Origin of the sequence: Phyllobacterium myrsinacearum (genome assembly GCF_002980555.1) — a bacterium.
Classification (GTDB): Bacteria; Pseudomonadota; Alphaproteobacteria; order Rhizobiales; family Rhizobiaceae; genus Phyllobacterium; species Phyllobacterium myrsinacearum.
This window is the reverse complement of sequence record NZ_PVBT01000011.1, coordinates 1-11,937: the sequence shown is the minus strand read 5'-3', so window position 1 is coordinate 11,937 and position 11,937 is coordinate 1. Positions and strand designations below refer to the sequence as shown.

At 57.8% G+C, this 11,937-nt stretch carries 12 protein-coding genes; 6 read left to right on the top strand and 6 right to left on the bottom strand.

The genetic code is table 11. The annotated features are described in order from the left end of the window. Positions 1–30 precede the first annotated feature (30 nt). From C5750_RS25590 to C5750_RS25575, 4 genes are all read right to left on the bottom strand, one after another. On the bottom strand, positions 31–327 hold the full coding sequence (locus C5750_RS25590) for a hypothetical protein (protein WP_105738176.1): 297 nt from the start codon (positions 325–327) through the stop codon (positions 31–33). A gap of 145 nt (positions 328–472) precedes the next feature. Beyond that, positions 473–766 (bottom strand): YkgJ family cysteine cluster protein, encoded by a 294-nt coding sequence (locus C5750_RS25585; protein ID WP_105738174.1) that lies wholly within the window; start codon positions 764–766, stop codon positions 473–475. A 5-nt stretch (positions 767–771) separates the two neighbouring features. After that, positions 772–954: a hypothetical protein gene (locus C5750_RS25580; protein WP_130502136.1), complete on the bottom strand. Its 183-nt coding sequence runs from the start codon at positions 952–954 to the stop codon at positions 772–774. A 152-nt stretch (positions 955–1,106) separates the two neighbouring features. After that, positions 1,107–1,775, bottom strand: coding sequence for a TetR family transcriptional regulator (locus tag C5750_RS25575; protein WP_158531355.1), 669 nt, complete (start codon positions 1,773–1,775; stop codon positions 1,107–1,109). A 212-nt stretch (positions 1,776–1,987) separates the two neighbouring features. On the opposite strand from C5750_RS25575, the gene C5750_RS25570 reads away from it, so the two are divergent. Beyond that, entirely contained in the window at positions 1,988–3,151 is a 1,164-nt protein-coding gene (locus C5750_RS25570) for an efflux RND transporter periplasmic adaptor subunit (RefSeq protein ID WP_105738168.1), read from the top strand. Beyond that, complete coding sequence (locus C5750_RS25565; protein ID WP_105738166.1) at positions 3,148–6,291, top strand: efflux RND transporter permease subunit; 3,144 nt, start codon at positions 3,148–3,150, stop codon at positions 6,289–6,291. The genes C5750_RS25570 and C5750_RS25565 overlap by 4 nt, the downstream gene beginning before the upstream one ends. A 51-nt stretch (positions 6,292–6,342) precedes the next feature. Here C5750_RS25565 and C5750_RS25560 read toward each other — a convergent pair whose 3' ends face one another. Then, positions 6,343–6,807: a DUF3592 domain-containing protein gene (locus C5750_RS25560; protein WP_105738165.1), complete on the bottom strand. Its 465-nt coding sequence runs from the start codon at positions 6,805–6,807 to the stop codon at positions 6,343–6,345. Positions 6,808–6,890: 83 nt separating this feature from the next. Here C5750_RS25560 and C5750_RS25555 point away from each other — a divergent pair, with 83 nt between their 5' ends. Next, complete coding sequence (locus tag C5750_RS25555; RefSeq protein ID WP_105738163.1) at positions 6,891–7,241, top strand: VOC family protein; 351 nt, start codon at positions 6,891–6,893, stop codon at positions 7,239–7,241. 52 nt (positions 7,242–7,293) lie between these two features. On the opposite strand, the gene C5750_RS25550 is transcribed toward C5750_RS25555, so the two are convergent. After that, positions 7,294–8,205 carry a LysR family transcriptional regulator gene (locus C5750_RS25550; protein ID WP_105738161.1) on the bottom strand — a complete coding sequence of 304 codons (912 nt, stop codon included), beginning with the start codon at positions 8,203–8,205 and terminating at the stop codon, positions 7,294–7,296. Between the two features lie 125 nt (positions 8,206–8,330). Here C5750_RS25550 and C5750_RS25545 point away from each other — a divergent pair, with 125 nt between their 5' ends. From C5750_RS25545 to repB, 3 genes are all read left to right on the top strand, one after another. Then, positions 8,331–9,164 (top strand): aldo/keto reductase, encoded by an 834-nt coding sequence (locus C5750_RS25545; RefSeq protein WP_105738159.1) that lies wholly within the window; start codon positions 8,331–8,333, stop codon positions 9,162–9,164. Between the two features lie 365 nt (positions 9,165–9,529). Further along, positions 9,530–10,729, top strand: coding sequence for a plasmid partitioning protein RepA (repA, locus tag C5750_RS25540; protein ID WP_105738157.1), 1,200 nt, complete (start codon positions 9,530–9,532; stop codon positions 10,727–10,729). Between the two features lie 3 nt (positions 10,730–10,732). Next, positions 10,733–11,743, top strand: coding sequence for a plasmid partitioning protein RepB (gene repB, locus C5750_RS25535; protein WP_105738155.1), 1,011 nt, complete (start codon positions 10,733–10,735; stop codon positions 11,741–11,743). The last annotated feature ends 194 nt before the right edge of the window (positions 11,744–11,937 follow it).

The window sequence follows — 11,937 nt, the reverse complement described above, 5'->3', positions numbered from 1 at the left end:
CGGCCATCCGCCGCCAGTTTCGGCCGGGCATCAGATATCAAATCGACGCCAAGATGCCGGTTTGAGGTTCGCCTGCGATGAGTGCTCGACGGTATGGCAGAAGGTCAGGGATGTCTTGCTGTCCGCCCGCTTGTAAAGTCCCGTATTCGTCGTGGAAGCGGTTACGGTCATGATGTCCGGCCATTCGGATTCATATCCCACGGCGGTCGTGGCAATCAGCGCGGCACACAGGGCCAGGCTCAGCAGATAGACCCGTCCCAGATTTTGCGGTCCTCCGGTGCGTTCCCTTACATATTCCGGTTCACGCTCGATATTGCTTCTATGCATGATGATACTCCGGATAGGTTTGATTGAATGCAGACAAATCAACTCGAAAGGCCGCCGGAGTTACCGCCGCAATCAGGGCAAGTTTTTGGCCGATGTGCACACATCGGAATCACATCTTATTGATGGGAATTATGGGCGCTCAATCTCAGAGATTGTGGGCCCGGCGCGCCATGAGGCATTCCGGATCGCCCGGCATGCAGGAGCGGCATACTTCAGGCCGCACCGCGTAAATGCCGCAAGCCGTGGTCTTGCCGATTTCGCCGGTCAATGCCGAACAGCGAACGCCGATGCATCGCATGCCGCTTTCATCGCTGGCGACAAATTTGGCGGGAATGAGCGCAAGCTGCGCGTCGTCTTCCGTGGAAAAGCGCGGCCACTGGGATGAGTAGCAGCAACAGGCGCCGCAGGACTGGCAATCAAAAATCTCGCCTGCCTCCATACGTCTTATTTGCCCTTGCGTTTGCGTGCCGGTGTCTTGGGCGCCGCATTGAACAGATCGCTGTCGGCTGATCCAGTATCGCCTTCCGGGGCAGCGGCGGGCGATTCAATCTTCGCAGGCTTGGCCGCTTTTACCGGCGCAGGGCTTTCGGTGATTGCCGGGTCTTTGGCGGTAAACTTGATGGCCATCATTAATCCTCTCGTGTTCGCCCTGATGAGCGATACGGATTGCCAAGCAGACCGACAGCGCAGGAAGGGAGCCGTTGTTTACTCCGTATGGGGCGCCGATACTAGGCTTGGCACCGATTTATCTGGGGAAGCAGCATGAGACGATGGGATGATCAGGACGCCACCAACTGCCTCTTGGTTCTGACAACAGGCGCATCCACAGGAACGTCCTTCTTGCGGAAGGAGTCGACGATGGCGGTCATCGTCATCGTTCCGGCGGCGACCAGGTCGAAATTCTTCTCGAGCCGCATCCACTCGAACAGCAGCCCGGACATCGTGCTTTGCAAGGCTCGCGCTGCAATATCGGGATGCCAGGCGGACGACAGCATGCCGCGCTTCTTGGCTCGTGTCGTCAAACGCAACAGCATGTGATGAACCTCGTCGTTGAGCGCGCGCAGCCGCTCCAGGATCTGGGCCATTTCACCGACATATTCGCAGCGCTGGGTGATGATCGTGAAAACCCGTTGCTTTCTCGGATCACCGGCGAAATTCTCGAGACAATAGATACCGGCATCCAGGGCAATATCGAGAGGGTTGGCGTTCTCGCAATAAATTGCCTTGGTGAGAAGATCGTCCTGAGGCAATCGCACACGCTCGACGACGTCCTGATAGAGTTCGATCTTGTCCTTGAAGTGGAAGTAGATGGCGCCGCGCGTCACGCCGGCATGTTCGGCAATCTGGTTCAGGGTTGACCGGTTGACACCATATTCCAAAAAGACAGTCTCCGCGGAATCCAGAATGGCTTCCCGCGTTGCTCCTGCCTCAGCTTTGGTCCTGCGCATAACGCCTCCTTCGCTTGGGTGATCCCTCCTGGGATGCCGGAACATCGTCATCAAGCCACGCACAAGCGGTTGTTCGTACCGCTGGTTCGATAACCCAAACGTGATCGCGTCCGGTCTATTTTCCGACACAATATCACGCTTTCGTTTATTTACAATCACGGATGTATGTTTGTACATGCACCCAGATATTCCTCGGACAAGCGAATCCTCCCATGACTTTGCTCGGTACCCGTTTTCTCGGTCTCGTTTTTTTTGCAGGCGCGGCGCTGGCACTCAATTTGCCGGCTAATGCTCAGCAGGCAGGCGGCAAGACCCCTCCCCCGCCACAGGTGACGGCGGTTGCCGTTCAGCCGGAGGAAGTGGATCTGTCCTACCAATATGCGGCGCGGATTACGGCTTACCGTGACGTGCAGGTGCGTGCCCGCGTCGGCGGCATACTGCTGAAACGGAATTTCGTTGAAGGTTCGGAAGTGAAAGCCGGTGAGCTGCTGTTTGAGATCGATCCGGCGCCTTACGAAGCAGAACTCGCCCGCGTTCAAGCCCAGCTGCAGCAGGCCCAGGCGCAATATGCCCAGTCCGTACGCGATGCCGATCGGGCGCAGGCACTGGTAGACCAGAAAGTGCAAAGCACGGCGGCACGCGATACGGCGGTATCGACGCGTGATTTGAATGCCGCAGCGGTTGCGGCGGCAAAGGCGCAGGTCAGGACAGCAGAACTCAATCTGCAATATACGAAAGTCACCGCGCCGATCAACGGCGTAACCAGCCGGGAGCAGGTCTCCGAAGGCAGTCTCATCGGCACCGATGCGGCGTCCAGCCTGCTGACATCGATTACGCAGACCGATCCGGTCTACATCAACTTCTCCTTTACCGATACGGAAGCGGCGGAAATCCGCCGCCTGCTGGACGAGCGCAAGGCCAAGGGGCTTGAAGCCAACAAGCTGTCGGTCAAACTCTACTTTGGCGACGGAACGGTTTACAATCATCTTGGAACCATCGATTTCACCTCGAGCAGTCTTGATCTGGAAACCGGCACGCTGGGTGTGCGTGCGATCATCGACAATCCGGATCGCCGTCTCCTTCCGGGGCAGTTCGTCCGTGCGACGGTGACGGGCGTGACGGTAAACGATACGATCGTCATTCCCGAAGCCGCCCTGATGCAAGGCCCCAAAGGCCAGTTCGTCTATATCGTGAACAATGAAGGCAAGGCGGAAGTCCGGCCGCTTAATCTTGGCCAGCAGGTCAACAAGGGCTGGATCGTGCTTTCCGGTCTGGCTGCCGGTGACCGTGTGGTCACGGAAGGCGTGATCAAGGTCAAGCCGGGACAACTGGTTTCGGCGACTGACAGTGTCAAACAGGCGCTGGTGACCCAATGAACCGGTTCTTCATCGACCGGCCTGTTTTCGCGGCCGTCATTTCGATCATCATCGTTCTCGCTGGTATTGTCGCGATAAGGGTGCTGCCGATTGCCCAGTATCCGGAATTGACGCCGCCGCAGGTGGTGGTCAGCGCCAATTATCCGGGCGCCAGTGCCGAAACCATCGCACAGACCGTTGCATCGCCGCTGGAACAGCAGATCAACGGCGTCGAAAACATGCTCTATATGCAGTCGACGAACTCGGCGAGCGGCCAGATGCAGCTGACGGTAACCTTTGCGCTGGGTACCAATGCCGACCAGGCGACGATCAACGTCAACAATCGCGTGCAGCGCGCGACATCGACCCTGCCGCAGGACGTGACCCGCCAGGGTGTGACCGTCGCCAAGCGCTCGACATCCATTCTCGGCCTTGTCGCGATGTTTTCCGAGGGCGGCCAGTATGACCGCACCTATATCGGCAATTACGCGCTGCTGAACGTTGTCGACGATCTGAAGCGTATTCCCGGTGTCGGTGACGCACAGGTTCTCGGCAATCCCAACTATTCCATGCGCATCTGGCTGCGCCCCGACAAGCTGGCGCAGTACAATCTGACCCCTACGGATGTGGCAACGGCCGTTCGCGAACAGAATTCCCAGTTCGCCGCCGGCAAATTCGGGGATCAGCCCGATCCGCAGTCCAATGCGTTCACCTATTCGGCCACGACCATGGGCCGCCTGCCCGACGCCAAGGCGTTCGAGAACATCATCCTGCGTTCGTCGCCCAATGCGGCAACCCTGCGCTTGGGTGATGTTGCCCGGGTGGAACTCGGGGCGCAGAGCTATGCGGTGGACAGCAAGCTGAATGGAACGCCTGCCATTCCCATTGCGGTCTATCTGCAGCCGGGCGCCAATGCGCTCAACACGATGGAAGCCGTGCGCAGCCGCATGGACGAGCTGAAAACCGCCTTCCCCACGGGGATGGACTACTCGATCCCCTACAACACGACCAAATTCATTCAGGCGTCGATCGATGAAGTCGTGACCACCTTCATTGAGGCGATTATCCTCGTCGTGCTCGTGGTCTTCATCTTCCTGCAGAACTGGCGCGCCACGCTTATTCCGGTCATTGCCGTTCCGATCTCGATCATCGGCACATTTGCCGGCATGTATGTGCTTGGCTTCTCCATCAATCTGCTGACGCTGTTCGGTCTCGTGCTGGCAATCGGTATTGTGGTCGATGACGCGATTGTGGTGCTGGAAAACGTCGAACGCATCATGTCGACGGAAAAGCTGCCGCCGCGCGAGGCTGCGATCAAGGCGATGAGCGAGGTCACCGGCCCGGTTGTTGCCATCGTGCTGGTGCTGTGCGCGGTGTTCGTGCCTGTTTCCTTCATGGGCGGGCTTGCCGGCGCCATGTACAAGCAGTTCGCCGTTACCATCGCCATGTCGGTAACCATCTCCGGCATTGTCGCATTGTCGCTGACGCCGGCACTCTGCGGCCTGATCCTGAAACCCGGTCATCATGAACCGGCCCTGCCGTTCCGTATCTTCAACCGGGCTTTTGACCGGGTGGCATCGGGCTATACGTCAGGCGTTCGCTTTCTGATCAAACGGGTTGCCATCGGCTTGACGCTGTTTGCCTTCCTGATCGGCGGCACGGCCTATATGTTCTACAAGATACCAGGTTCGCTTGTTCCCGATGAAGACCAGGGTGTGCTTCTCAGCGTCGCGGTTCTGCCGCCTGCGGCTTCCCTGACGCGAACCAAAGCAGCCATGGAGCAGTCATCGCAGAATCTGGCGAAACACCCGGCCGCCGAGAACGTCTTTGCCATCGCCGGTTTCGACCTTCTCTCCGGCGGGCAGAAATCCAATGCGGGTACGACCTTCCTCACCTTGAAGGACTGGAGCCAGCGCAAGACGCCGGAACTTGATTCCCGCAACATGGCGGGGCCGATCATGGGGATGAATGCAGGTATCAAGGACGCCATGGTGCTGGCATTCAACCCGCCGCCCATTCAGGGATTGAGTACGACGGGCGGTTTCGAGCTTTACGTGCAGAACCGTACGGGGAGCGACGTGGCCAAGCTGACCGACGCCACAAATAAAATCGTCGAGGCGGCATCCAAGCGCCCCGAACTCACCAGCGTGAGAACGACGTTCGATCCGAACGTGCCGCAGTACCAGCTTGATCTCGACCGGGACAAGGCCAAGGCGCTGAATGTCCCGATCAACTCCGTCTTCGATGCCATGCAGGCGTCCTTCGGCAGCCTCTATGTGAATGACTTCACGCTCTATGGCCGCAACTATCAGGTCAACCTGCAGTCGGAGGCGGATTTCCGCCGTACGCCCGACGATCTGCGCCAGGTGTTCGTGCGCGCGGATTCCGGTAGCATGATCCCGCTGAGCGCCCTCGTAACGGTCAAGCGTATTGTTGGCCCGGATCAGCTCGAGCGGTTCAATGCCTTCAGTGCCGCCAAGGTGACCGGCAATCCGGCGCCGGGATACACGTCGGGCGATGCCATCAAGGCCATGCAGCAAGTGGCCAAGGAAACGCTGCCCGAAGGCTTCCAGATCGCCTGGACCGGTTCGTCCTTCCAGGAACTGGCGACGAGCGGTACGGGTTCGCAGGCGATGATCTTCGGCATCATCATGGTATTCCTGATCCTGGCAGCCCAGTACGAAAAATGGAGCCTGCCGCTAGCGGTCATCATGGCGGTGCCTTTCGCGCTCTTCGGTGCCTTGGGTGCAACCATGCTGCGCGGCTTGACCAATGATGTGTACTTCCAGATCGGCATGGTGACGCTGATCGGCCTTGCGGCAAAGAATGCCATCCTGATTGTCGAGTTCGCCGTCCTGAAACGCCAGGAAGGCTATTCGGCAGCGGAAGCTGCCATTGAGGCGGCGCGGTTGCGTTTCCGGCCGATTGTCATGACCTCCCTCGCGTTCATTCTGGGGGTTGTGCCGCTGGCGATCAGTTCAGGTGCCGGTTCGGCAAGCCGTCATGCAATCGGTACGGGCGTTATCGGCGGCATGCTGGCGGCGACCTTCATCGCAACATTCTTTATTCCGATGTTCTACCGGCTTATCGCCTGGAAAGATCCGGGCAAGAAGAAATCATCCCTGCCCGATACGCAACCGGCGCCGGCTCCGGCCGAATAGCAGATGAAGCCCCCTCCCCGTTCCGGATCGAGGGGGCTTTTCTTTTGCGGCTTATGAACTCGCTTGCGATGTGCGCTTGCGGCGGGATTTTTTCCCGGCAAAGCTGATGCGAAGATAGAGGGCGGCGGTAAATCCGGCAAAGACCACGCAGAGCCCGCTGGTGATGACCACCCCGCCCCACAATGAGAAGAAACTATCAATCTCGGCGGATTGCGGTTGGGACTGTTCATAGAAGACGGTGACAATCTCGTCGCGTGCAAAGGACGGCGGATAGGACGCGCTTGTCGACTTGAACTCGACCCTGGTTCCATCGGCGGTTCTGAATTCCACCACTGGCCGTGTCAGCGGATGCCCTCCGTCCCTCGAAGGCTCTGTCAACAATTTGACGACCCGCCCTTCAGCTCGGGCCGCATGAACGATGAAACGATGGGTCTTTATTGCGAAAAAACCTGCGGCCCCGAAGAGGATCAGTGTTGTGACAAGAAAGATGAACCTGGTGATCCCGGCGCTGCGCATATCGACGTTTTAACGACCCTGGCCTATAGATCAAGCCATGATGGAGGTCTGAGACCGAGACCGGCGCTCAAAAGGAGGAAGTAATGGCAGTTCGACGCATAGTGCCGAATCTCAAGGCATCCGATCCTGAACTTGCCAGGAAATTTTATCAGGAATTGCTCGATCTCGACGTGGTCATGGATCACGGGTGGATACTGACATTCGCCTCTGATGTGACCTCCCGGCCGGAAGTAAGCGTGGCAAGCGAAGGCGGTTCAGGCACCCCCCTCCCCTCCCTTTCCATCGAGGTCGATGATGTCGACGTCATCTATCAGCGGGCGAAAACAGTCGGACTAGAAATTCCATACGATATAACCGATGAGCCATGGGGCGTCCGCCGCTTCTATGTCCGTGATCCCTTTGGTAATATCGTCAATATCCTTTCACATGGCTGAGCCGATATTATCGTTAACCACTTAACTATTTGATTTTATATCTATATAGTTCCTATACGGTCATGTCTGCGGGGTTACTTTCCACTAGAAAGTCGATGAACGCGCGAATACGGGCAGCCATATGCTCGTGTCCGGCGAAGACCGCATGGATAAACTCGATATCTTCCGGATTATACTCATCGAGAACCGGAACGAGTGTACCAGCATCCAGATCTTTCTGCACGTGAAACTGTCCGATCCGCGCCAGTCCCAGTCCTGCAATCGCCAGCTGGCGCACACTCGATCCGTTATTGGCCTTGAAGTTGCCTTTCACCGCGATGGGGCGTATGCGCTCCTCCCCCGGATAGCGGAACGCCCATTCATCCATGCTGCGGCGAAAGTTGAATGTCAGGCAATTGTGCTGTGCCAGTTCATCGGGCGTTTGCGGTACACCATGTTTGGCCAGATAGTCCGGCGCAGCCACGACCACGCGGCGGCTTTCGCCCAGTTTGCGCGCCTTCAAACCCGAGTCGCGCATGGGGCCGGTGCGGATGGCGACATCGGCGCGCTCCTCGATGATGTCGATGACACCGTCGGAAAGGGACAGGTCCAGTTCGACATCGGGATAACGCGCCAGGAAAGCCGGCACCAGGGGAACAATGTAGCGCGTCCCGAAACCGACCGATGAGTTGACGCGCAACAGCCCGCGCGGAACGGCAGCGCCGCCCGAGGTCATCAGCCGTTCCGTCTCCTCTATTTCGGCGATGATGCGCACCGCACGCTGATGATAGGCCTCGCCTTCCGGCGTCAGCTGCAATGCCCGCGTCGAGCGAACAAGCAGGCGCGTGCCGAGACGCTCTTCAATCCGGGTTATCAGTTTGCTGATGGCGGAAGGCGACAGGCCAAGCCGTTCGGCGGCAGCGGTAAAACTGCCGCGCTCTACCGCTTCCACGAAAACTTCCATCTCGCCCGCGCGATTGTTCATGGAAAACCGTCCGATCGATCATATGAATTCATTTCACAGACCATAGCCCATTTTACCGCATTATAACAGCAATGGCTTTGCGCCATATGTCAGGCAGCAATCGTGGAACAAGACAGGAGAATAAGATGCATTCCGTTTCAGTCAATGGCGCTTCCATCCCCGCTTTGGGTTTCGGCACGTTCCGCATGCCCGGGGCCGATGTCCTGCGTATGGTGCCGTACGCACTCAACCTCGGATTTAGACACATTGACACCGCGCAGATCTATGGGAACGAGGCCGAGGTTGGCGAAGGGCTCGCCAGCTCTGGTGTTGCACGTGGTGATGTGTTTCTGACGACAAAGGTCTGGGTCGATCACTATCGGCGCGATGCTTTTGCTGCATCGGTCAATGAGAGCCTGAAGAAACTGAAGACCGATTACGTTGACCTTTTGTTGCTGCACTGGCCGAATGATGCCGTGCCTCTTGCGGAACAGATCGGCGCCCTGAACGAAGTGAAAGCTGATGGCAAAGCGCGCCATATCGGGGTGAGCAACTTCAATACGGCACTGATGGCCGAAGCAATGGCGCTGAGCGATGCACCGCTGGTGACCAATCAGGTGGAGTATCATCCCTATCTCGATCAAAAGCCCGTCGTCGATGCGGCGCGAAAGGCTGGCCTGTCGGTGACCGGTTATTACGCGATGGCGGACGGCGCGGTGTTTGCCGATTCCGTGCTTAAGGATATCGCGGCTCGGAACGGGAAAACCGTTGCCCAAATTGTGTTGCGCTGGATGGTGCAGCAGAACGGGGTGATTGCCTTGTCGAAGACCGTGAGCGAAGCGCGCGCCGCCGAGAATTTTGCCATTTTCGACTTTGCGCTCAGCGATGCCGATATGGCGGCGATGCATGGACTTGCGCGCACGGATGGCCGCATCGTCAGTCCCGGCGGCCTGGCCCCGGTATGGGACAAGTCTGCATAAGCAAGACCGCACGCAGGCAAGCCGCGCGCAATGGGATAAAACGGCAGTTCACTCCTAGCACCTTTGCAGGGAGGTGAATTGCCCGATACCTGCTATGATGCGATGAATGATGATTCCATTCCATTTACGGACATCAGGCAATGCTGCAATTGTCCCGTGTTGTACGCGTACAACCCGCCCGCCCGGAATTGGGGGGCATTTCTGGAACCGGTTGTACGTGTACAACTGCCGTCGCCTTCAGGACATCCGCTCACTTAACTGTTGGTTAACCTAAAACCGTTTGCCACAAAAAGAGAATCTCTCCATATTGTATATCAGCGCATATTTTTAAAGTTTGGACCAAAATGCGCAGATGAGAGGTTGAGATGCTTGATCAGAACCCGGCAGATGTGCCCGCAACGACGTTGCGGTCGTTGATCGCATCTGACGCTGAAGATTTGGCGCGGCAGCTGCAGGCTCATCAATCACGTATTTTCCCGCCCACAGCGCAGAAGACGATCCGTCTTTTCACACCGGCCGAGGCCGCTGACTTCATCGGCATTCACGAAGGGTATCTGCGCCAGATCGTGGCGGATGGTCATGGTCCTGCGCCGCAACCCAATGGCCGCAGGCTTTATTCCGTCAACGATCTGGAAGAGCTGCGGCGTCTGCTCGATGCGAACGGCAAGAGTGCTGCCAAATATGTGCGGCATCGCCGGGATGGGGAAAAGCTGCAGATCATTTCGATCATGAATTTCAAGGGCGGAAGTGCCAAGACGACGACGTCGGCGCATCTTGCACAGTATCTGGCATTGCGCGGATATCGCGTGCTTGCCATTGATCTTGATCCGCAGGCGTCGCTTTCCGCCATGTTCGGGCATCAGCCCGAACTCGATGTAGACCAGAACGAGACGTTGTACGGCGCCATCCGCTACGGCTCCGACCGCCGGCACATCACCGAAATCGTCCGTGCAACCTATACGCCGAACCTGCACATCATTCCGGGCAATCTGGAATTGATGGAATTCGAGCATGAAACGCCGAAAGTTCTGGCGGATAAGCGCCCCGATACGATGTTTTTCTCGCGGATCGGTGAATGCCTTGCCGATATCGAATCCGCCTATGACGTGGTGATCCTCGATTGCCCGCCACAGCTCGGCTTCCTGTCGCTGTCGGCGCTGTGTGCCGCAACCGCCATCCTGATCACCGTGCATCCGCAGATGCTGGACGTCATGTCGATGTCGCAGTTCCTGCACATGACCAGCGATCTGCTTGCCGTGGTGGAGAATGCAGGCGGCAAGACCGAGTATGACTGGATGCGTTATCTGGTGACGCGTTTTGAACCGAACGATGGGCCGCAGAACCAGATGGCGGGCTTCATGCGTTCCATTTTCGGCAATCGCGTTCTCGAGAATGAGATGCTGAAATCCACGGCGATATCCGATGCGGGCCTCACCAAGCAGACGCTCTACGAAGTTGACCGGTCGCTGTTCACGCGCGGCACCTATGATCGCGCGCTGGAAAGCCTGACATTGGTCAATGGTGAGATCGAAGAACTGCTCCGTAGAACGTGGGGGAGGAAGTAACCCATGGCGCGCAAGAACCTGTTTGAAATGACACCGGATACCGCTGAACCGGAGGCCGCCGCGCCCGTCAGGACGACGCTTGGCCGGCCTTTGCTGGGGCTTGACCGCCCATTGCGCCCGGCAAGTCCCGTCGGGGCAATCTCCCAGTCTCTGGACGGCATATCGGCCAAGGCGCAGCGCGCCGAAGAAATCGAAAAGCGTCTTGCCGAGGGGCAGGCAATCATCGAGCTTGATCCTTCGCTGGTTGATGCCTCGTTCGTCGTTGATCGTCTCGGCGTTGATGCAGAGGACCAATCCGGTCTGGTCGACCAGATCCGCGAACACGGCCAGCAGGTTCCGATCCTGGTGCGCCCGCATCCTGAAAGGGCAGGGCGGTTTCAGGTTGCCTATGGCCACAGGCGGCTGGCCGCCATCAAGGAAATCGGCGGCACGGTCAAAGCGGTTGTACGCGATCTCACGGACGAGCAGTTGATTGTCTCGCAGGGCCAGGAGAACAACGCCCGGACCGACTTGTCGTTCATTGAGCGTTGCTATTTTGCGGCAAAGCTGGAAACCAAGGGGTTTGGCCGCGAGACGATCATGTCGTCGCTGGGCGTGGATAAAGCCGCCTTGTCACGGATGATTGCCCTCGTGCGGCGTGTGCCATCGCCATTGATCGAAGCGATCGGTCCCGCGCCGTCCTTTGGACGGCAGCGGTGGGCAGAAATCGCTGATATGGTTGAGGAGAGGGCCAAACGCATGCGGGCCCTCAAACATGTCGAAGATGCGGATTTCCGCGCAGCCAGGAGCGATGCGCGCTTTCAGATTATCTTCGATCTTCTGAAGATCAGCAAAGACAAGCCGCGTGTGACCGCCTGGACAGCGCCCGACGGAACGTCTCCGGCGAAGATCAAGGAGACCGATACGGCGCTTAACATCGCTTTCGACAAACGGGGTGGCGCGCAGTTCGGTGCTTTTGTTGAGCGCAAGCTGCTGACTTTGTTTGAAGAATTCCGGAAGGAAACAGGAGACTAGACACCGCAAAAGAAAAAAGCTCCCGAACGTTGCCGTCGCGGAAGCCCTTCTCACAGTGTGGTAACTTGAGAATCGCATTTCCGGGAATCAGTGTCAAGCAGAATTGGCGTCGTTTGGGCGGATGGATTTCTTTTGCCTATTGAAAGGTAGAAGACGATGCAGTCGGGGAATGCATTCACGACGCCCTTCGGGCG

Bases quoted from the DNA above. Each gene is read 5' to 3' on its own strand.
- repA (WP_105738157.1), top strand. From the start codon at position 9,530: ATGCTTGATCAGAACCCGGCAGATGTGCCCGCAACGACGTTGCGGTCG.
- C5750_RS25555 (WP_105738163.1), top strand. From the start codon at position 6,891: ATGGCAGTTCGACGCATAGTGCCGAATCTCAAGGCATCCGATCCTGAA.
- repB (WP_105738155.1), top strand. From the start codon at position 10,733: ATGGCGCGCAAGAACCTGTTTGAAATGACACCGGATACCGCTGAACCG.
- C5750_RS25550 (WP_105738161.1), bottom strand. From the start codon at position 8,205: ATGAACAATCGCGCGGGCGAGATGGAAGTTTTCGTGGAAGCGGTAGAG.
- C5750_RS25545 (WP_105738159.1), top strand. From the start codon at position 8,331: ATGCATTCCGTTTCAGTCAATGGCGCTTCCATCCCCGCTTTGGGTTTC.
- C5750_RS25560 (WP_105738165.1), bottom strand. From the start codon at position 6,807: ATGCGCAGCGCCGGGATCACCAGGTTCATCTTTCTTGTCACAACACTG.
- C5750_RS25585 (WP_105738174.1), bottom strand. From the start codon at position 766: ATGGAGGCAGGCGAGATTTTTGATTGCCAGTCCTGCGGCGCCTGTTGC.
- C5750_RS25570 (WP_105738168.1), top strand. From the start codon at position 1,988: ATGACTTTGCTCGGTACCCGTTTTCTCGGTCTCGTTTTTTTTGCAGGC.
- C5750_RS25575 (WP_158531355.1), bottom strand. From the start codon at position 1,775: ATGCGCAGGACCAAAGCTGAGGCAGGAGCAACGCGGGAAGCCATTCTG.
- C5750_RS25580 (WP_130502136.1), bottom strand. From the start codon at position 954: ATGGCCATCAAGTTTACCGCCAAAGACCCGGCAATCACCGAAAGCCCT.
- C5750_RS25565 (WP_105738166.1), top strand. From the start codon at position 3,148: ATGAACCGGTTCTTCATCGACCGGCCTGTTTTCGCGGCCGTCATTTCG.
- C5750_RS25590 (WP_105738176.1), bottom strand. From the start codon at position 327: ATGCATAGAAGCAATATCGAGCGTGAACCGGAATATGTAAGGGAACGC.